Genomic DNA, 20,625 nt, shown 5'->3' with positions numbered 1-20,625 from the left:
GATCAATCCACCCACACGCGGGCATTGCGGAACATGCGCATCCAGCCAGCATCTTCCTGCCAGTCATCCGGCTTCCAGGAGTTCTGCACGGCACGGAACACCCGCTCCGGATGCGGCATCATGATGGTCACGCGACCGTCACGGCTGGTCAAACCGGTGATCCCGCGCGGCGAACCATTCGGGTTGGCCGGATAGGTTTCGGTGACCTTGCCGTGGTTGTCGATAAAGCGCATGGCCACACAGCCGGACAGGTCCGCTTCGAGCAGGGCTTCCTCGTTTTCGAACTCGGCATGACCTTCGCCGTGCGCAATGGCGATCGGCATGCGCGAACCGGCCATGCCTTGCAGGAAGATCGATGCCGACTCCTGCACCTGGACCATCGCTACACGCGCCTCGAACTGCTCGGAACGGTTACGCACAAAATGCGGCCAGAACTCAGTACCGGGGATCAGCTCGTGCAGGTTGCTCATCATCTGGCAACCATTGCAAACACCGAGAGCAAAGCTGTCTTTACGCTCAAAGAAGGCCTGGAAGCCATCACGGGCGCGGCTGTTAAACAGAATCGACTTGGCCCAGCCCTCACCGGCACCCAGCACATCACCATAGGAGAAGCCGCCGCAGGCAACCAGGCCCTTGAACTCGTCCAGGCTGACGCGACCGCTAAGGATGTCGCTCATATGCACGTCGATGGCGTTAAAACCAGCGCGGTCGAAGGCCGCTGCCATTTCCACCTGGCCGTTGACGCCCTGCTCACGCAGCACGGCGATCTGCGGACGCACACCCTTGCGGATGTACGGCGCGCTGATGTCCTGATTGACGTCGAAGCTGAGCTTGGCCGACAAACCCGGGTTTTCCTCATCGAGGATGGTGTCGAACTCCTGCTCGGCGCACTGCACGTTGTCGCGCAGACGCTGGATCTGGTAACTGGTTTGCGCCCACTGGCGCTGCAGCAGACGGCGCTGGCCGCCAAACACCGGCTGACCATTGAAGCTGATGGCCACGTCGTCGCTGTTGACCGGCTGACCGATCACCGCCACGCAGTCGCCCAGGCCGGCGGCGCTGAACTGTGCCAGCACTTCCGGGGTGGCGTCCTGATGCACCTGAATCACCGCGCCCAACTCTTCGTTGAACAGCACGGCGGCCAGCTCAGCGCGGTCGTCGGCCAAAGCATCGAGGAACAGGTTCAAGCCGCAATGGCCGGCAAAGGCCATTTCCAGCGCGGTCACCAGCAAACCACCGTCGGAACGGTCGTGGTAGGAGAGGATATGACCGTCAGCATTCAGGCCCTGGATCACTGCGAAGAAGGCCTTGAGGTCTTCAGCGTCATCCACATCCGGTGCCTGGGTGCCGAGCTTGCCGTAGACCTGGGTGAGGATCGAGGCGCCCATGCGGTTCTGCCCACGGCCCAGGTCGATCAGGATCAGGTCGGTTTCGCCCTTGTCCATGCGCAGTTGCGGGGTCAGGGTCTTGCGAATATCGCTGACCGGCGCAAAGCCGGTCACCACCAGCGACAGCGGCGAGGTCACGCTCTTGTCCGTGCCCTCATCGCGCCATTGGGTTTTCATCGACATCGAGTCCTTGCCCACCGGTATGGTGATGCCCAGCTCCGGACACAGCTGCATGCCAACCGCTTTCACGGTGTCATACAGGCGCGCGTCTTCGCCCGGGTGGCCGGCAGCGGCCATCCAGTTGGCGGACAGTTTGATGTCGGAGAGTTTTTCGATGCGCGAGGCCGCCAGGTTGGTCAGCGTCTCGCCAATCGCCATACGTCCGGAGGCCGCGGCATCCAGCAGCGCCAGCGGGGTGCGCTCGCCCATAGCCATGGCTTCACCGGTGTAAACGTCAAAGCTGGTGGCGGTTACCGCGCAATCGGCCACCGGCACCTGCCACGGGCCAACCATCTGATCACGCGCCACCAGACCGGTAATGGTGCGGTCACCGATGGTGATCAGGAAGCTCTTGCTGGCCACAGCCGGGTGATGCAGTACGCGGGTTACGGCATCGTCAATGTCCACACTGGCGGCAGTGAAATCGTCGCCCAGTTCGGCTTCGCGGGTCACCGAACGGTGCATGCGCGGTGGCTTGCCGAGCAGCACTTCCAGCGGCATATCCACCGGGGTGTTGGCAAAATGACTGTCGGTCACGGTCAAATGGGCTTCTTCGGTGGCTTCGCCGACGACCGCGAACGGGCAACGCTCACGCTCGCAGATGGCCTTGAAGCGTTCGAAATCAACAGCACTGACGGCCAGTACGTAACGCTCCTGAGACTCGTTGCTCCAGATCTCGTGCGGCGCCATGCCGGGTTCGTCATTCGGCACGTTGCGCAATTCGAAGCGGCCGCCGCGGCCGCCGTCATTGACCAGTTCCGGGAAGGCGTTGGAAATACCACCAGCACCGACGTCGTGAATAAACGCGATCGGGTTGGCGTCGCCCAGCTGCCAGCAGCGGTCGATCACTTCCTGGCAACGGCGTTCCATTTCCGGGTTTTCGCGTTGTACCGAAGCGAAATCCAGGTCAGCCGAGCTGGCACCGGTGGCAACCGACGACGCCGCACCACCACCCAGGCCGATGAGCATGGCCGGGCCGCCAAGCACGATGAGCTTGGCGCCCACGGTGATCTCGCCCTTCTGTACGTGATCTGCGCGAATGTTGCCCATGCCGCCGGCGAGCATGATCGGCTTGTGGTAGCCGCGCACTTCGTCGCCATGGGGCGTGCTGATCGCTTGCTCGAAGGTACGGAAGTAACCGGTCAGGGCCGGACGGCCGAATTCGTTGTTGAACGCCGCGCCACCCAGCGGACCGTCAATCATGATGTCCAGCGCGGTGACGATGCGCTCGGGTTTGCCGTACGGCACTTCCCACGGCTGCTCAAAGCCCGGGATGTTCAGGTTGGAGACGGTGAAACCGGTCAACCCGGCCTTCGGCTTGGCGCCTCGTCCGGTGGCACCCTCGTCGCGAATCTCGCCACCAGAACCGGTGGACGCGCCAGAGAATGGAGAAATGGCGGTCGGGTGGTTGTGCGTCTCCACCTTCATCAGGATATGCACCGGCTCCTGCACCGCACCGTACTGGCGGGTTTGCGGATTCGGGAAGAAACGCCCGGCGCTGTGGCCGACGATCACCGAGGCGTTGTCCTTATAGGCGGACAACACGTTCTCGCTGTGCATTTGGTAGGTGTTCTTGATCATGCCGAACAGCGACTTGTCCTGGCTTTCGCCGTCGATGTCCCAGCTGGCATTGAAGATCTTGTGGCGGCAATGCTCGGAGTTGGCTTGAGCAAACATCATCAGTTCGATGTCGTGCGGGTTACGCCCCAAACCCTGGAAGGCATTGACCAGGTAATCGATTTCATCTTCTGCCAACGCCAGGCCCAACTCGACGTTGGCCGTCTCCAGCGCGGCGCGACCGCCACCCAGAATGTCGATCGCCATCAGCGGTTTGGGCTGGGCATGGCTGAACAGCGCTGCGGCACCTTCGAGGTTATCCAGTACCAGCTGCGTCATGCGGTCATGCAGCAGATCAGCCACCTGTTGCGCCTCGGCTGCATCCAGCTCGCCGCTGACATAGTAGGCCAGGCCGCGCTCGATACGCTGAATCTTCGCCAGGCCGCAGTTGCGGGCAATGTCGCTGGCCTTGCTCGACCAGGGCGAGATGGTGCCGAAACGCGGAATGGTCAGAAACAGGCGGCCATTAGGCTCCTGCACCGGCACACTCGGGCCGTATTTCAGCAAACGAGCCAATACCTGCTCTTCGTCAGCGCTAAGCACGCCGGACACTTCGGCAAAGTGCGCGAACTCGGCATACAGGCCAGTGACAGCAGGAACCTTGCTGGTCAGTTGTTCAAGCAGTTTGCCGTGACGGAAAGCAGAAAGGGCGGGAGCGCCGCGCAGGATCAACATCGGGGACAGCCTCTGGGAAGGGGTGTACTTTGAGGCCGTGCATTCTAGCCTAAAGCGCTGCCAACGGCACCCGTGGCGGCCAGGCTCTATTAGCTATACCTGACAAACCACACGTACGCTGCAAATGAGCGTTTTCGGCAGATTCGATGCGGCGCCGCGCTAACAGAGACGGCTGATGCTGTCGATATATGGCGCACTGCAGGCTTTGCGTATACTGCGTCAATGTTTGCCCAATCTGCGTTCCGTGCGCGCTGCGCCTGCTGGCTGTCGGTGATCGGAATCCTCCTGCTGCTCGGCGGCTGTGCTGAAGAACCCAGCACGCTCGAGCGCGTTCAGGCGGAGGGTGTACTGCGGGTGATCACCCGTAACAGCCCGGCGACCTACTTCCAGGATCGTAACGGCGAAACCGGCTTCGAATACGAGCTGGTGAAGCGTTTTGCCGATGACCTTGGCCTCGAGCTGAAAATCGAAACTGCCGACAACCTCGACGAGATGTTCGCCAGCCTGAACAAACCCAACGGCCCAGTACTGGCCGCCGCCGGCCTGGTAGAAAGCGACGGACGGCAGCAATACGCACGCTTCTCCCTGCCCTATCTCGAAGTCACCCCCCAGGTGATCTACCGCAACGGCCAGCAACGGCCAACCCGCCCGGACGATCTGCTCGGCAAACGCATTCTGGTACTTAAAGGCAGCAGCCATGCTGAACAGCTCGCCACGCTCAAGCTGCAACTACCAGAGCTGGCCTACGAAGAATCCGCCGCCGTCGAGGTGGTCGACCTGCTGCGCATGGTCGATGAAGGGCAGATCGACCTGACCCTGGTCGACTCCAACGAGCTGGCGATGAATCAGGTGTATTTTTCCAACGTGCGCGTGGCCTTTGATCTCGGTGATGCACAGAGCCTGGCCTGGGCCACCGCCCCCGGCGAAGACCGCAGCCTGCTCGACGAGATGAACGCGTTTATCGAACGCGCGCAGAAAAACGGCAGCCTGCAGCGCCTCAAAGACCGCTACTACGGCCATGTCGACGTACTCGGATATGTCGGCGCCTACACCTTCGCCCAGCACCTGCAGCAGCGCCTGCCGCGCTACGAAAAATACTTCCGCGAGGCCGCACAGACCAATCAGGTGGACTGGCGCCTGCTGGCGGCCATGGGCTATCAGGAGTCTCTCTGGCAACCCAGCGCCACGTCGAAGACCGGCGTACGCGGGCTGATGATGCTGACCTTACGCACCGCGCAGGCCATGGGCGTGTCAGATCGCCTGAACCCCAAGCAGAGCATCGAAGGCGGCGCCAGATACATTGTGCACGTGAAGAACCAACTGCCGGAGAGCATTCAGGAACCTGACCGCACCTGGTTCGCCCTGGCCTCCTACAACATTGGCGGTGGTCATCTGGAAGATGCACGCAAGCTCACCGAGGCCGAAGGGTTGGACCCAAACAAGTGGCTGGACGTGCAGAAAATCCTGCCGCGCCTGTCACAAAAGCAGTGGTACAGCAAAACCCGTTACGGCTATGCCCGTGGCGGCGAACCGGTGCATTTTGTGCGCAACATACGCCGCTACTACGACATCCTCACCTGGGTAACCCAGCCGCAACTGGAAGGCTCACAGCTGGCCGAGAGCAACCAGCACCTGCCAGGTATCGACAAACGCCAACCCAATGAGCAGACCCCGCCGCTGTAAAACCCGCTAACGCTGCTCACGCCGCGCCTTGAAGAAAGCACTCAGCACCGCACCGCATTCCTGCGCCAGCACACCGCCCTCCACCAAAACGCGGTGGTTGAGAAATGCCTGATTGAAGAACTCACCGCGACTGATCGCCATGCCCGCCTTCGGCTCAGTAGCGCCATACACCACGCGCTGCACACGAGCATGCACGATCAGCCCGGCGCACATGCTGCACGGTTCCAGGGTCACATACAGGGTACTGCCCGGCAGGCGGTAGTTATCCACGGCCAGGGCCGCAGCGCGAATTGCCACCATCTCGGCATGGGCGCTGGGGTCATGGGTGGAGATCGGGCAATTGAAGCCGCGCCCAACAATCTGCTCATCCTGCACCAGCACGGCGCCGACCGGCACCTCACCCAAAGCGGCGCCCTCGGCAGCCAGGATCAGGGCCTCGCGCATAAAATGCTGATCACGCGAACGGTCAAATATCTGTACTTTCTTCATAGCCTGAATCCGTAGGGTGGAAGGCCACCCCGCGTAAAACCGCGAAGTGTTTTCCACCAAAAATCCGGTGGATGTAAAAAGCGACAGCCACCCTACACCACCTCGATTGATGCCATCAGCCCGGTTTCCATATGGTCGATCACATGGCAATGAAACATCCATACCCCGGGATTATCCGCAACCAGCGCCACGCGTGCGCGCTCATTCTTGCCCAGCAGGTAGGTGTCGGTGAAATACGGGATGATCGATTTGCGATCCGAGGCCAGCACCTTGAAGGTCATGCCGTGCAGATGGATCGGGTGCTGATACTGGCTGAGGTTGCGCAACTCGAAGATATAACTCTTGCCCAGCTGCAAGCGGGCAATCGGCCGGTCAGCACAGGTTTTGTCATTGATATCCCAGGCCTGTCCATTGATCTGCCAGAAACTGTGCGCGGCGCCCTGCGCCAACCCGGTCGACACCGCGCCCGCCCACTCGAAGTTGAAATTGATGGTTTGCGCATTGGCCAAATCCGGCTCGGCCACCGGGTTGGCCGGCAAGGCCGGCGGCCAATCACCTGCAGGCTCGGCACTGCTGATGGCGCGCAGAGTCGCCAAACGCAGCGGCCCATTGCGCAGCGACAACATCTGACCTGCAGCGGGCACCCTCAGCCCCAGTTCGATGCGCATGCCAGGCCCCAGCCAATATTCCTTACCCAGTGGTCGCGGCTCGACCGGATTACCGTCCAGCGCGTAAATCCGCGCGTCGCCGCCGGGCAGGTTGAGCCGATAAGTCAGGGTGTTGTCCAGGTTGATCAAACGCAAACGCACCACCTGTTCGGCAGGCAATCCCAGGATCGGCGCATGCACGCCGTTGACCGTACTCAACCTCCCTGGCGTACCGCCGCGCGCCGCTTCACGCGGCACACTGAAGTCGGTGAATGCCCCCCGCTCATCGACATGCCAGCTTTTCAGGCTCAGCGTATGGTCGTGACGAAAACCGCTCGGCTCGCGCTCCTCAACAATTAATGCGCCGACCAACCCGCGCCCCAGTTGCTCGCCACTGGCCGTATGCGGGTGGTACCAGAAGCTGCCTGCGTCTGGGGTGATGAAGTTGTAGTCGAAGTACTCCCCCGGCAGCACCGGCGCCTGCGACACATAAGGCACACCGTCCATCTCCAACGGCAGACGAATGCCGTGCCAGTGAATGGTGGTAGACACATCCAGCTTATTAATGAAGCGTACCCGCAAGCGCTCACCCTGGCGGCAACGCAGCTCTACTCCGGGCGCCTGCGCGCCATAGGCCCAGGCCGAGGTGATATGCCCCGGCACCAGCTCGATATCCAGCGGCGCAGCGATCAGCTCATAGTCGTGCGTTGCAACATTCTCCGGGCGCCCCAGCCAATAGCGCACACCGCCAGCACCAAGCCCGGCGACGCCCAGACCGGCGAGGCCGACAAGCACTTGTCTGCGGGTAAACGACATCCTCATCCTCAGCAACCTGTAGGCATATTCAGTTGCGGGATCTTCTCATTATCACCAACAAGAAAACGAGCCCACCAGCAGAGGCGGGTTGCCGCAGTTCCAACCTGCACGCGTGGAAAACGGCCTAACACATCGTGTGAAAATACAAAATGCCACTGAAACCTGACGCTTATTTGCGTCTACACAATACGCAAAACAGATGATAATTTCCGTGAATGGAGTAGCCCCCCATAAACCCAAGGCGTGACAATAAAAGTTTTAAAAAGCTTATCAACCTCAAAGATCTTAAAAGGGCAACCAATCCAACCTTAAACCTTGAACCCCAAGCCCCCTCAACCACATTAGTTATAAAATTACTACTCGATGGAAAACCAAGCTGCTGATAATGCCAAACTGAAAGCTTATTTTCGCGACACAATTCTGATACAGCCCCACTCGTCAAGTACTGCATATGTTCCAAATCAACACGAAGCGTGATTTTTTGGCGATCTAAATCAATGGCATCCCCATTGGGGGTCCATATTAAAATCTTACCGGTTTCACTAAGCAAGTCACACAATTCAGTGACAAGTCGAGCTGGATTTAGCGGATGCTCAATTACATCATTTAAAACAATAAGATCATACGTTTCACCTAGAGACGTCAAAACATCAACGCCACCTAGAAAAACAGAATCAAGACCAAGCTTGTGACAAGTCGACACGGCAGAACGATCAAGTTCGACACCCGCTACCCAAGCTCCCAATCTTTTAGCTTGATATAAAAAAGAACCCGTCCCACACCCAAAATCTAAGACCTTATATGCAGCAACGCTGACAGACGCCATATCCTTTTTAAGAAAAATCAACCTCGGATCAGAGTTAAGATTCAGATTATTCAACTCGAACTTCAAAGCCTCAATATCTCTCGCCACATCCCCACCAAAGTACGCCTCATGATAAGAGCTATAAAACTCATTGAGCGCCTCCTCTGAAGGCGATGGAGATACGTAGTAGCCAGTACACCTGAAACACTTTAAAACAGAACAATTGTCAGGACGAATGTACGATGGCTCAATGTTTTCTGCACCACAAAAAGGACATTCTCTATTTTCGAAGCACGATGAATCCCAACTTATCATTCGCTTATCGAGAGGCTCAAGAATCATAGTATTCCCCTGCATGGCTTTAGCTCAAGTTATTCAAGAAACAAGCCTCTTCGTACGACGACCACCAACCGGATAAAAGCATATAAACGGGGCGCTGATATTAGCCGCACCAGTGGAGCTCTTGCCAAGCAGAAGATGCGTGCCGAGGGGCTTGAGCTTGCCAAGCAACAAAAGCATGACACTGCAGGGCAGCAAAGCAAGATCAAGCACTTCAGCCTCAAATCTACAGACTTTAAGATCGCACTGGATTGTTAAAGTCGTTAACAATCCAAACGCATCAAGAATACGAAAACCACTGCATTCCGCCAGCCTATCGTAGGCTTGCCATTTGCGATACCCGACATAATAGAGCTCAACCTTCCAAAAGACTTAACCAAAAACTCGACCCAACCCACACCCTCAAGCCGCCACTCATTACCTCAACAAGTTACTTAAAAATGGATTAGAGCTTAACAAAACTGCTATCAAGGTATTGGGGCACACCAAGGCCGACAGAAAAGTTAAATGAGGCTATCTGACGTGCAGCGAATAAACCGGGTTGAATCACCTCTGGCATCACGGACACTCCAACTTTTTAGAACTGGAGCCACTATGGGAAAATCACCGAAGTTTCCTGAGGCAAGGGACACGGTATTGAGCGTATGCATGACATCGGATGCAGTCACTACCACGCCACATTAAACACCGCGCCTGGCGATGCAGAACGCCATCTGCCCCCAAAAAAGCCAAAAACCCGCAATTACGCGGGTTTCAGGGTACTTTTTGCGAGATCATGCCGGCCTATGCCGGACGCGAGATCACTCCCACTCGATGGTGGCTGGCGGCTTGCTCGATACGTCATAGGTGACGCGGGAGATGCCTTCGATCTCATTGATGATGCGACCGCTGACGGTTTCCAGCAGCTCGTAAGGCAGGTGCGCCCAACGTGCGGTCATAAAGTCCACGGTTTCCACCGCACGCAGGGCCACAACCCAGGCGTAACGACGGCCATCACCAACCACGCCGACCGATTTCACCGGTTGGAACACCACAAAGGCTTGGCTGGTTTTGTGGTACCAGTCGGCCTTGCGCAGCTCTTCGATGAAAATGTGATCCGCACGACGCAGCAGGTCGGCGTATTCCTTTTTCACTTCACCGAGGATGCGCACGCCCAGGCCCGGGCCGGGGAAGGGATGGCGATACACCATGTCGAATGGCAAGCCCAGCTCCAGGCCGATCTTGCGCACTTCGTCTTTGAACAGCTCACGCAATGGCTCGACCAGCTTGAGGTTCATTTCCTCAGGCAGGCCACCGACGTTGTGGTGGCTCTTGATCACGTGGGCCTTGCCGCTTTTCGCGCCAGCCGACTCGATCACGTCCGGGTAAATGGTGCCTTGGGCGAGGAACTGAATGTTATCCAGCTTGCTGGCCTCGGCATCGAACACATCAATAAAGGTGCGGCCGATGATTTTGCGCTTTTTCTCCGGATCGGACTCACCGGCCAGGTTGCCAAGGAACTGTTCCTCAGCGTTGGCGCGAATCACTTTGACGCCCATGTTCTCAGCGAACATGGCCATCACTTGCTCACCTTCGTGAAGGCGCAAAAGGCCGTTGTCGACGAACACGCAAGTCAGCTGATCGCCAATGGCCTTGTGCAGCAATGCGGCGACCACCGAGGAATCCACGCCACCGGACAAACCGAGCAGCACGTTGGCACTGCCCACCTGAGCGCGAACCTGAGCAATGGCGTCGTCAACGATGTTCGACGGCGTCCACAGGGCTTCGCAACCGGCGATTTCCAGCACGAAGCGCGAGAGGATACGACCACCCTGCTTGGTGTGTGTCACTTCCGGGTGGAACTGCACGCCGTAGTAGCCGCGCGCATCGTCGCTCATGGCAGCGATCGGGCAACTGGGCGTGCTGGCAAGCACACTAAAGCCCTGCGGCATGGCCGTGACTTTATCACCGTGGCTCATCCACACATCCAGACCCAATACACCGTCCACATCAACGTGGTCTTCAATGCCGGCCAGCAGGCGGCCTTTGCCAACCACATCAACACGGGCGTAGCCAAACTCACGCACGTCCGACCCTTGCACCTTGCCGCCCAACTGTTCGGCCATGGTTTGCATGCCGTAGCAGATACCGAAAACCGGTACACCGAGGTCAAACACCGCTTGCGGCGCACGTGGGCTACCCGCCTCATGCACCGACTCCGGCCCACCGGCAAGAATGATGCCGCGCGGAGCGAAGGCGCGAATGTCATCGTCGCTCATGTCAAACGGGTGCAGTTCGCAGTACACACCGATTTCGCGCACACGCCGGGCGATCAGCTGGGTGTACTGGGAGCCGAAGTCCAGAATCAGAATGCGGTGAGCGTGGATGTCTTGATGAGCCATGGCCGTCTCTCGTAGCGGAATTCACAAATGACGCGGGGCTGCCCCATCGTTCTCAACAGCAGCAGCCCCGTGTATTCAACAGTATTAAAAATCGTTGGATTCGCGTCGCGAGCGCAGCTCAGGCAAGGCGGAAAGTAGCGAGCAAGCGCAGTTGGCTGGAGCCAATGAGCATTGCGAGCTGCTTTCCAACACCGCATGAGCAAGCGCAGCAGCGATCCGGCGATTTTTCAGCCCACGCGGTAGTTCGGGGCCTCTTTGGTGATCTGTACATCGTGCACATGCGACTCGGCCATGCCAGCACCAGTGATGCGCACGAACTCCGGCTTGCTGCGCATTTCTTCAATGGTCGCGCAACCGGTGTAGCCCATGGAGGCACGCAGGCCGCCCATCAACTGGTGAACGATGGCCCCCATCGCCCCCTTGTAAGGCACACGGCCCTCGATACCTTCCGGCACCAGCTTCTCGGCACCGGCCGAAGAATCTTGGAAGTAACGGTCGGAAGAGCCTTGCGCTTGCGCCATGGCACCCAGCGAGCCCATGCCGCGGTAGGCTTTGTAGGAGCGTCCCTGGAACAACTCGACCTCGCCCGGTGCCTCTTCGGTACCGGCCAGCATGGAACCGATCATCACGGCGGATGCGCCGGCCACAATGGCTTTGGACAGGTCACCGGAAAAGCGGATGCCGCCATCGGCGATCAGCGGTACGCCAGTACCCGCCAGTGCAGCAGCCACGTTGGCCACGGCAGAGATTTGCGGCACACCGACACCAGCCACGATACGGGTGGTGCAGATCGAGCCTGGGCCAATACCGACCTTGACCGCATCAGCACCGGCTTCAGCCAGAGCCTTGGCGGCTTCGCCGGTGGCGATGTTGCCACCGATCACCTGCACGTCCGGGAAGTTCTGCTTGACCCAACGCACGCGGTCGATCACGCCTTTGGAGTGGCCGTGCGCGGTGTCGACGATGATCACGTCAACGCCGGCATGCACCAGCGCAGCCACGCGATCTTCGGTATCGGCACCGGTACCGACCGCCGCGCCGACGCGCAAACGACCCTGGTCGTCCTTGCTCGCCAGCGGGTAGGCCTTGGCCTTCTCGATGTCATTGACGGTCATCATGCCCTTGAGACGGAATTGATCGTCGACGATCAGCACACGTTCAATACGGTGTTTGTGCAGCAGTTTGCGCACCACCTGGGTGTCTTCGCCTTCTTTGACCGTGACCAGACGCTCTTTCGGCGTCATCACATCGCGCACCTTGGCACCCATGTTGGTTTCGAAACGCACGTCACGGCTGGTGACGATACCGACCAGATCACCGTGGTGCAGCACCGGCACACCGGAGATGTTGTTTTGACGAGTCAGGTCGAACAGGTCGCCCACAGTCGCGTCAGCCTCGATGGTGATCGGATCTTTCACCACACCAGACTCGTAACGCTTGACCTTGCGTACTTCGGCAGCCTGCTGCTCGGGTGTCATGTTCTTGTGGATGATGCCGATGCCGCCTTCCTGAGCCATGGCAATCGCCAGACGGGCTTCAGTCACGGTGTCCATAGCAGCAGAGAGCAATGGAATATGCAGTTCGATGCCGCGGGTCAGGCGCGTTTTGAGGCTGACATCCTTCGGCAGAACTTCGGAATAACCTGGAATAAGTAGAACGTCGTCGAAGGTAAGAGCTTCTTGACTGATACGCAGCATGGCGGGGGCTCCCAGACGGGAAAATAGGAAGCGCGCCATTATACTCAGACGCCCCCCTGCACTCAACGCAAAGTATCGACTGGTCAGCTGGACGCTTTGCCAGCCGGCCACCTTGTTCTACAAATCGACCCGCACCAGCGAGATCGGATGCCCCAGGCGCGCCGCAAACTCGTCCAGAAAGCCCTGTTTGAAGCCTGCATCCGCCCAGTTGTTAAAGATAAAACCCAGGTTGGAAAAGCCGCAGGACTGGAGAAACAGAAAACCGTTGATGTCGTCTTCATGGCCACACAGCGGGCAGATGAAATTATCGGTATACCCCGGCATCCACTCTTCCAGGCTGTCGAACAACCTTTCGCCCACTTCGCGCCGGCACTCAGGACAACCCGCCTCCTCAAGAAAACCTAACGTCGGGGTATAGATGCAGCGCTTGTAGATGATCTCCAGGCCATGCACCGCCTGCCCAAACGGCAGCAGCTCGGGCCGCTCGACCACCCACCGCGCGCCTTCGGCAATCCCATAGCCCATGCACTTGAAGGTCCGACCGCAAGTGCTCAGTTGCTCCTCGATGATGTTCTGCTTGACCAGCCAGCGCACAATCAACCGCGCCCGCGCCTCATGACCGGGAAAGCTGGAAATCTGCGGCACGATGATGGCCTGCTGCTCACTCATATAAAAACTCGGTTTGCGTTGAAGGCGCGCAGCTTAATGGCCACACGCAAAGGGTCAAGGCCAATCCACTATGGCCGATCGGGTAAAGCCTTTACTATGCCACCCCATGATTAAAGACCCGTTCCAACGCCTGAACCTCGACCGCGAGGTGCTCAGCGTCAGTCAACTGAACAATCGCGCACGCCTGCTGCTGGAAGATGTTTTCGGCGGCATCTGGGTCGAGGGGGAAATTTCCAACCTGGCCAAGCCAGCGTCCGGGCACATTTATTTCACCCTTAAAGATAGCCAGGCCCAGGTGCGCTGTGCGCTGTTCCGGCAGAATGCGGCCAAGGTGCGCCAGGCACTGCGCGATGGCTTGGCAGTCAAGGTGCGCGGTAAGGTTTCACTATTCGAGGGGCGCGGTGACTACCAGCTGATTCTCGATGCCGTCGAACCCGCCGGCGATGGCGCGCTGCGCCTTGCCTTCGAGGCCTTGAAGGCAAAACTCAACGCCGAAGGATTGTTTGCTGCCGAGGGCAAAGTCGCCCTACCGGCTCATCCGAAACGCATCGGCATCATCAGCTCACCGACTGGCGCGGTGATCCGCGACATCATCAGCGTATTCCGCCGCCGTGCGCCGCTGGTCGAACTGACTCTGATTCCCACCGCAGTACAGGGCCGCGAGGCCACCGCACAGATTGTTCGCGCCCTCGGTATCGCCGATGCAAAAGGCTTTGATGCGCTGATCCTGGCCCGTGGCGGCGGCTCGCTGGAAGACCTCTGGTGCTTTAACGAAGAACCGGTGGCCCGCGCGATTGCTGCCTGTAACACCCCAATCGTCAGCGCCGTGGGCCATGAGACCGACGTATCCATCGCCGATTTCGTTGCCGACGTGCGCGCCCCCACGCCTTCGGCTGCCGCTGAACTGCTGGCCCCCGACAGCAGTGAACTGGTGCAGCGCCTGCACAATCTCAAACGTCGCCTGAACCTGCACATGCAACATCGGCTGGAGCGCGAACGCATGCGCCTAGACGGTTTGCAGCGGCGCTTGCGCCATCCCGGCGAGCGCCTGCGCCAGCATGCCCAGTGTATCGATGACTTGGAGATGCGCCTCGGCCGCGCCTTCGAACGACAACTCAACAGTCGCCGCGAACGGTTGAATCACCTGCAAACCCGCCTGCTCAGCCTGCACCCGGAGCGCAATCTCAAGCTACTGGATCAACGCCTGCAGGCCCTGGCCGAGCGTCTGCAACGCAGCATGCGTGAAGGCCTCAAGGCACGCCGCCTGCATTTGCATAGCCAGGTGCAGACGCTGCACGCGGTCAGCCCACTGGCCACCCTCGGCCGCGGTTACAGCATCCTGCTGGATGAGCGCGGCCGTGCCATCCGCAACGCTGCCGACACCTGCCCCGGGCAACGCCTGAAGGCGCGCCTGGGCAACGGCGAGCTGGATGTGCGGGTCGAAGACAACCATGTGCAGCCGGTTACCTTATCGCTGCTCGATTGACCTTTATTGCAGGTGGATACGCTTCGCGTTACCCACCCTACGGATATTCAATGCGCCTGTTCACACTTATCACCCTGCTCTGCCTCGCCCTGCCCTTGCACGCCGAAGGCTTTATCAGCCGGCTGCTGAATAAGCCGGTGCCGGGCGGGGTGGCAGTAGTCGATCTAGGGCCAGCAGCCAGCGCCCCCAGCGTGCGCTATCAGAACAAGCCCGTGCTGGTCATTCATGAGGATCAGCAGCGCTGGATCGCCATCGTCGGCATACCGCTGAGCATCAAACCGGGTAGCCAGCAGATCAGCGTCAACGGCAGCCAGACGCTGAGCTTCCGGGTCGGCAGCAAGCACTACGTCGAGCAACGCATCACTATCAAGAACCAGCAGCAGGTCAACCCGAACGCCAAGAACCTTGCGCGCATCGAGCGCGAACTGGCCGAGCAGACCCGCGCCTATCAGCAGTTCAGCGCGCGCCAGCCGAGCAACCTGCTGTTCGACAGACCGGTCAACGGGCCGCTGTCGAGCCCCTTCGGCCTGCGCCGTTTTTTCAACGGCGAGGAGCGTAATCCTCACTCCGGGCTGGACTTCGCCGCCAATAGCGGCACACCGATCAAGGCTCCGGCCGCTGGCACGGTGATCCTGACTGGTGACTATTTCTTTAATGGCAAGACGGTGTTTGTCGACCACGGCCAGGGCCTGATCAGCATGTTCTGCCACCTCTCGACCATCGGCGTGAAGGTCGGCGATGAGCTGCCACGCGGCGGCGTGCTCGGCAAAGTCGGCGCCACCGGCCGCGCCACCGGACCGCATTTGCACTGGAATGTCAGCCTCAATGATGCACGCGTCGATCCAGCGATCTTTATCGGCGCCTTCAAGCCATGACCACTGGTCGGCTAACCCCTGAAAAACATTTCAAGTAAATACACAGAGTGCCGATTCGCTATGTGACGCCGGGCCTTCCGCTCGGCCGAGTGGATACGCACGCCGATGCTGACGGTCAATACCAACATCTCGTCGTCGTTCACGCGTCGCCAACTGGAGAGCAACAGCACGGCCCTCGGTACTTCGCTGCAGCGCCTGTCCACCGGACAGCGCATTAACAGCGCCAAGGATGATGCCGCCGGGCTGCAAATCTCCAACCGTCTGACCTCGCAAGTGCGGGGGCTGAACGTGGCCACGCGCAACGCCAACGACGGCATATCGCTGCTGCAGGTAGCGGAAGGCGCTTTGCAAAGCGTCACCGACGCCCTGCAGCGTATTCGCTCGCTTGGCTTGCAAGCCATGAATGGCTCCAATGGCGCCAGCGACCGCACCGCACTCGACCAGGAAGCCCAGCAACTGCTGCAGGAAATCAGCCGCGTCAACGAAACCACCACCTTTGCCGGTCGGAAAATCTTTGACCAGGGGACGTTTTCGGTACTCGGCGACCTCGATCAACGCGCCGTACTCAACTCTCTGAGGGGCTTCTGGATCGGTGAAGGTGAACAGCGCGTACTTGATGCATTTGGCCTGACTGCCGATGGCGCCGAATTGGAGATCACGTTCACTGATGATCCGTCCAGCCAAGCCCTGGCCTCAGTGTCGGGCACCTCTGGCGCGGGCGGGAAAATCTTTAACCAGGTGCTCAATGTCAACCTGGCCTATTTTGATGCCGCCACCTTGCCCAACGGTGGCAGCACACCGCAGTACACCGACCGGGTGATTGCCCACGAAATGGCCCACGCCGTCATGGGTCGCACAATGAACTTTGCCGGATTGCCCAGCTGGTTCATCGAGGGCACCGCCGAAGCGGTACAAGGTGCCGATGAGCGCTTGTCAGCTGATACCACCGGCGGCACCAATACAGCAGCGATACTGACCGCCTTCAACGCCGATGATGTCAGCGGCTCAGCCGGCTACTCCGGCGGTTATGCCGCCGTACGCTACATGCATGACGAGATCAAGGCCGCTGGCGGCAAAGGCATCAAAGACATCATGGGCTACCTGCAAAAGAACAGCGGCTCCACGCTGGACCAAGCCCTGACCAATGCCAGCAAGGGCGCATTCGCCAGCCTGGCGGACTTCAGCACGCAGTTCAATGCGGATGCAGCCGCCTATGTGGCTGGACTTAATCTGACCAATGCCGATACCGGTGCAATTGGTGGCCTTGATGCCGACGGTGGCAAAGAACTGACTGCTGAAAACGTGCTGCCCAACCAGGGCGCCGGACGGCCCGGCTCACTCGGGTTCAGCCTGGTGGAACCCACCCTGTTCAACGCCAACGGTGTAGGGGGTAACGCCCTGACCCAGCTCCAGATTGGCGCCCAGGCTTACGAAACGATCCAATTCGGCTTCAGCTCCTTCAGCGCCGACGCACTGGCCCTCAGCCGCGTAGACCTGAACAAGACCCCTGGGCTGGCGGTCATGGACATCGATGATGCACTGGCCTATATCGACCGCCAGCGCGGCTATATGGGTGCCCTGCAAAATCGCCTGGAGAGCACCATCAGCAACCTGCAAAGTATCTCTGAAAACTCGGCAGCTAGCCGTTCGCGCATTCTCGATACCGATTTTGCTGTAGAAACCTCCAATCTGGTTTCCCGCCAGATCATTCAACAGGCAGCCCAGAGTGTGCTGGCCCAAGCCAACCAGCGCCCCCAGGCCGTTCTCAGCCTACTGGGATAGCCCCGCAATAAAACACCGCTGCAACGTAAAAAACCGCAAAAAAAATCATAAATCCTTGCATGCGCGCACCAAAATAGCGTTTTCTAGCTATTGCTTGCCAGCTTTCACCTCAAAGTTTAGGGTTGGCGCTATGAGTCCCCATCACACCCTTATCTTGCTGCGCCAACATGCCAACCTCTGCCTGGTGAGCCAGCGACTGCGTGGCTGAATGTTCAAGCATACGCCCAGCCCTATTTTCTCAGTTTTAGCCCGGCTCGCCGCTTGCAGCCGCGCACAAGGATCAACACCATGAGCATGCTCAAAGACCCGTCCAGCAAATACCGGCCGTTCACCCCAATCCGCATCCCGGACCGCACCTGGCCGGACCAGATCATCGACAAGGCGCCGATCTGGCTGTCGACCGACCTGCGCGACGGTAACCAGTCGCTGATCGAGCCCATGGACGCTGAAAAGAAGATGCGCTTCTTCAAGTGCCTGCTGGCGGTGGGTCTGAAGGAAATCGAGGTGGGTTTCCCGTCCGCCTCGCAGACGGACTTTGACTTTGTGCGCGAGCTGATCGAAGGCGGGCATATCCCTGATGACGTGACCATTCAGGTGCTGACCCAGGCCCGTGACGACCTTATCGAGCGCACCTTCGAGTCGCTGAAAGGCGCAAAGAAGGCCATCGTTCACTACTACAACGCCTGCGCGCCGAGCTTCCGCAAGATCGTCTTCAACCAGGACAAGGCCGGCGTCAAAGCCATCGCCATAGCGGCCGGCAAAACCATCAAGCGCTTGGCCGACTCAGCACCGGAAACCCAGTGGGGCTTCGAGTACTCGCCGGAAGTGTTCAGCAGCACTGAAATCGACTTCGCCGTCGAGGTGTGCAACGCGGTGATTGGCGTGTTCCAGCCGACCCCGGCAAACAAGCTGATCCTCAACCTGCCAGCGACCATCGAGTGCGCCACACCGAACAACTACGCCGACCAGATCGAGTGGTTCGGTCGTCATGTCGAGCGCCGTGACAGCGTGCTGATCAGCGTGCACACCCACAATGACCGTGGCACCGGCGTCGCCGCCTCTGAGCTGGCCGTCATGGCCGGGGCTGACCGCGTGGAAGGCTGCCTGTTCGGCAACGGCGAGCGTACCGGCAACGTTTGCCTGGTGACCCTGGCGCTGAACCTCTACACCCAGGGCGTTGACCCTGAACTGGACTTCTCCGACATCGACGCGGTGCGCAAGGTGGTCGAGGACTGCAACCAAATCCCGGTGCATCCACGCCATCCGTATGTCGGCGACCTGGTGCACACCGCCTTTTCCGGCTCGCACCAGGATGCGATCCGCAAAGGCTTCGCTCAGCAGCAGGCCGACGCGGTATGGGAAGTGCCGTACCTGCCGATCGACCCGGCCGATATCGGCCGCGATTACGAGGCGGTGATCCGCGTCAACAGCCAGTCCGGCAAGGGCGGTATCACCTTCCTGCTCGAACAGGAATACGGCATCAACCTGCCGCGCCGCATGCAGATCGAGTTCAGTCAGGTGGTGCAGAAGGAAACCGACCGCCTCGGCCTGGAAATGACTGCCGCACAGATCTACCAACTGCTGGAAACCGAGTACCTACAGGCCACAGCGCCGTATGCGCTGAAAGGCCATCGCCTGCAAGAAGAAAACGGCACCAGCGCGGTTGATGTCGAAGTCGTCAATGCTGGGGAAACCCAGCACTGGCGCGGAATCGGCAAGGGCCCGCTGGAAGCCTTGGTCGCCGGCCTGCCGGTGGACGTGGAAATCATGGACTACAGCGAGCACGCCATCGGTGCCGGCACCAATGCCAAAGCGGCGGCCTATATCGAACTGCGCGTCAACGGCGGCCGCGCGCTGCATGGCGTGGGCATCGATGAAAACCTCACCACCGCGAGCTTCCGCGCGCTGTTCAGCGCGCTGAACCGGGCGATCGGCCAAGCCGCCGAACAGGCCGCCTAATAGCAGTGCATGCCGTCAGGCTACTGAAGGCGTGCGTACCAGGTAACGCGCCGTCGCCTGCAACGCCTGGCCGATATCCGGCCAGTGCAGCTGATGGCGCCGTGCCAGGGCCTGAGTCGCAGCGGTATCGAAGCGAGTGGTCTGGATAAAATCCAGCGACTCAACATCGGTATGCAGCAGGCCCGGCACACCCGGAAGCTTCAACACCCCCCGCAGCAACGGTATAGGCAGATGCCGGCTCGGCGCCCGCACACTCAGCGCGTGAGCCAATTGCTGCAGCATGCCCTGCAGATTTGGCGTCGCGGCATCCAAGGCGAGGATCTCCTGCCCGATCTGCTGCTCATCAAAGGCCGCAGCCACCAGCAACTCGGCGAGAAAATCCACGCTAACCAAGGGCAGCCAGTGCGCTGCCGAACCGGGAATCGCCCCAAGCCGGCCAGCGGCCAGATTGTCGATCAAGCCTGCCAACGGCTGCGCCGGCAAGATATGCCCGCTACGACTATGGCCACAGACGGTGGCCGGGTGCACCAACGTCAGCGGCACCTGCAGCTCAGCCATACGGGCGCGCACACGAAAGTGCGCCTCCAGCTTGCTGCCTTCATAAGCCCCAGAGCGACGATAGAGGCGATCCCAGTTTGTGCGCTCGGGATGCTGCAGATCCACGCCTATACGCTGCAAATGCGCATGATTGGCCAACATAAAGCCGCCCACCATCAGCAGACGACTGCCCTGTTGCGCCGCCAACTCAGCCACCTGGATCGCGCCCTCGACATTGACCTGACGCGCCTGCGCCAATGACAGCCCCCAGGCGAACTGTACGCCCAGGTGAAACACCACAGCGGCCTGACGCACCTGCTCACGGGCAGCGGCATCCAGCCCCAGACCTGGCAAGCCCAGATCACCGGCAACCGCCGTTAGCAGGTCGCCCCGTCCGCCCAATTGTTCGATCTGCTCGCGCAAGGCTGGCAGGCTGTGCGGTCGACGCATCAACACACTGACCGGATGGCCCCTGTGGGTGAGTAACGCCAGCAGATGCTGGCCGATAAAACCACTGCCGCCGGTGACAAAACATGACTGATTCATCGGCAATCCTCCTGA

General features: G+C 59.6%; 13 protein-coding genes. 5 read left to right on the top strand and 8 right to left on the bottom strand.

Going from position 1 to position 20,625, the window contains the following annotated elements; genetic code table 11:
* Positions 1-2 precede the first annotated feature (2 nt).
* Complete coding sequence (gene purL, locus OU997_RS13525) at positions 3-3,899, bottom strand: phosphoribosylformylglycinamidine synthase (protein ID WP_267807056.1); 3,897 nt, start codon at positions 3,897-3,899, stop codon at positions 3-5.
* A 222-nt stretch (positions 3,900-4,121) separates the two neighbouring features.
* Between purL and mltF the strand changes: the two genes are divergently transcribed.
* Positions 4,122-5,582 (top strand): membrane-bound lytic murein transglycosylase MltF, encoded by a 1,461-nt coding sequence (mltF, locus tag OU997_RS13520; protein WP_267807054.1) that lies wholly within the window; start codon positions 4,122-4,124, stop codon positions 5,580-5,582.
* A 6-nt stretch (positions 5,583-5,588) separates the two neighbouring features.
* On the opposite strand, the gene tadA is transcribed toward mltF, so the two are convergent.
* From tadA to OU997_RS13490, 6 genes are all read right to left on the bottom strand, one after another.
* Positions 5,589-6,071 (bottom strand): tRNA adenosine(34) deaminase TadA, encoded by a 483-nt coding sequence (gene tadA, locus OU997_RS13515; RefSeq protein ID WP_108486677.1) that lies wholly within the window; start codon positions 6,069-6,071, stop codon positions 5,589-5,591.
* Between the two features lie 92 nt (positions 6,072-6,163).
* Positions 6,164-7,534, bottom strand: coding sequence for a multicopper oxidase family protein (locus tag OU997_RS13510; RefSeq protein WP_267807052.1), 1,371 nt, complete (start codon positions 7,532-7,534; stop codon positions 6,164-6,166).
* Positions 7,535-7,703: 169 nt separating this feature from the next.
* Entirely contained in the window at positions 7,704-8,696 is a 993-nt protein-coding gene (locus tag OU997_RS13505) for a class I SAM-dependent methyltransferase (protein ID WP_267807050.1), read from the bottom strand.
* A 782-nt stretch (positions 8,697-9,478) separates the two neighbouring features.
* Positions 9,479-11,059, bottom strand: coding sequence for a glutamine-hydrolyzing GMP synthase (guaA, locus tag OU997_RS13500; RefSeq protein ID WP_267807049.1), 1,581 nt, complete (start codon positions 11,057-11,059; stop codon positions 9,479-9,481).
* 227 nt (positions 11,060-11,286) lie between these two features.
* Complete coding sequence (gene guaB / locus OU997_RS13495; RefSeq protein ID WP_108486673.1) at positions 11,287-12,756, bottom strand: IMP dehydrogenase; 1,470 nt, start codon at positions 12,754-12,756, stop codon at positions 11,287-11,289.
* A gap of 117 nt (positions 12,757-12,873) precedes the next feature.
* On the bottom strand, positions 12,874-13,425 hold the full coding sequence (locus tag OU997_RS13490; protein ID WP_267807048.1) for a sugar ABC transporter ATPase: 552 nt from the start codon (positions 13,423-13,425) through the stop codon (positions 12,874-12,876).
* A 106-nt stretch (positions 13,426-13,531) separates the two neighbouring features.
* Between OU997_RS13490 and xseA the strand changes: the two genes are divergently transcribed.
* The 4 genes from xseA to leuA all read left to right on the top strand — a co-directional run bounded on the left by xseA (position 13,532) and on the right by leuA (position 19,527).
* The gene (gene xseA / locus OU997_RS13485) at positions 13,532-14,911 is read left to right on the top strand and encodes an exodeoxyribonuclease VII large subunit (RefSeq protein WP_267807047.1); all 1,380 of its coding nucleotides are present in this window, start codon (positions 13,532-13,534) and stop codon (positions 14,909-14,911) included.
* Between the two features lie 50 nt (positions 14,912-14,961).
* Positions 14,962-15,786: a peptidoglycan DD-metalloendopeptidase family protein gene (locus OU997_RS13480; protein WP_267807045.1), complete on the top strand. Its 825-nt coding sequence runs from the start codon at positions 14,962-14,964 to the stop codon at positions 15,784-15,786.
* 105 nt (positions 15,787-15,891) lie between these two features.
* Positions 15,892-17,568, top strand: coding sequence for a flagellinolysin (locus OU997_RS13475; protein WP_108486670.1), 1,677 nt, complete (start codon positions 15,892-15,894; stop codon positions 17,566-17,568).
* A gap of 288 nt (positions 17,569-17,856) precedes the next feature.
* Positions 17,857-19,527, top strand: coding sequence for a 2-isopropylmalate synthase (gene leuA, locus OU997_RS13470; RefSeq protein ID WP_267807042.1), 1,671 nt, complete (start codon positions 17,857-17,859; stop codon positions 19,525-19,527).
* Between the two features lie 15 nt (positions 19,528-19,542).
* Here leuA and OU997_RS13465 read toward each other — a convergent pair whose 3' ends face one another.
* Positions 19,543-20,610 (bottom strand): SDR family oxidoreductase, encoded by a 1,068-nt coding sequence (locus OU997_RS13465; protein WP_267807041.1) that lies wholly within the window; start codon positions 20,608-20,610, stop codon positions 19,543-19,545.
* Positions 20,611-20,625: the final 15 nt, after the last annotated feature.

The organism is Pseudomonas sp. SL4(2022) (assembly GCF_026625725.1).
Taxonomy (GTDB): Bacteria; Pseudomonadota; Gammaproteobacteria; order Pseudomonadales; family Pseudomonadaceae; genus Aquipseudomonas.
This window is presented reverse-complemented; position numbering and strand designations above follow the sequence as displayed.

Bases quoted from the DNA above. Each gene is read 5' to 3' on its own strand.
- purL (WP_267807056.1), bottom strand. From the start codon at position 3,899: ATGTTGATCCTGCGCGGCGCTCCCGCCCTTTCTGCTTTCCGTCACGGC.
- mltF (WP_267807054.1), top strand. From the start codon at position 4,122: ATGTTTGCCCAATCTGCGTTCCGTGCGCGCTGCGCCTGCTGGCTGTCG.
- tadA (WP_108486677.1), bottom strand. From the start codon at position 6,071: ATGAAGAAAGTACAGATATTTGACCGTTCGCGTGATCAGCATTTTATG.
- OU997_RS13510 (WP_267807052.1), bottom strand. From the start codon at position 7,534: ATGTCGTTTACCCGCAGACAAGTGCTTGTCGGCCTCGCCGGTCTGGGC.
- OU997_RS13505 (WP_267807050.1), bottom strand. From the start codon at position 8,696: ATGCAGGGGAATACTATGATTCTTGAGCCTCTCGATAAGCGAATGATA.
- guaA (WP_267807049.1), bottom strand. From the start codon at position 11,059: ATGGCTCATCAAGACATCCACGCTCACCGCATTCTGATTCTGGACTTC.
- guaB (WP_108486673.1), bottom strand. From the start codon at position 12,756: ATGCTGCGTATCAGTCAAGAAGCTCTTACCTTCGACGACGTTCTACTT.
- OU997_RS13490 (WP_267807048.1), bottom strand. From the start codon at position 13,425: ATGAGTGAGCAGCAGGCCATCATCGTGCCGCAGATTTCCAGCTTTCCC.
- xseA (WP_267807047.1), top strand. From the start codon at position 13,532: ATGATTAAAGACCCGTTCCAACGCCTGAACCTCGACCGCGAGGTGCTC.
- OU997_RS13480 (WP_267807045.1), top strand. From the start codon at position 14,962: ATGCGCCTGTTCACACTTATCACCCTGCTCTGCCTCGCCCTGCCCTTG.
- OU997_RS13475 (WP_108486670.1), top strand. From the start codon at position 15,892: ATGCTGACGGTCAATACCAACATCTCGTCGTCGTTCACGCGTCGCCAA.
- leuA (WP_267807042.1), top strand. From the start codon at position 17,857: ATGAGCATGCTCAAAGACCCGTCCAGCAAATACCGGCCGTTCACCCCA.
- OU997_RS13465 (WP_267807041.1), bottom strand. From the start codon at position 20,610: ATGAATCAGTCATGTTTTGTCACCGGCGGCAGTGGTTTTATCGGCCAG.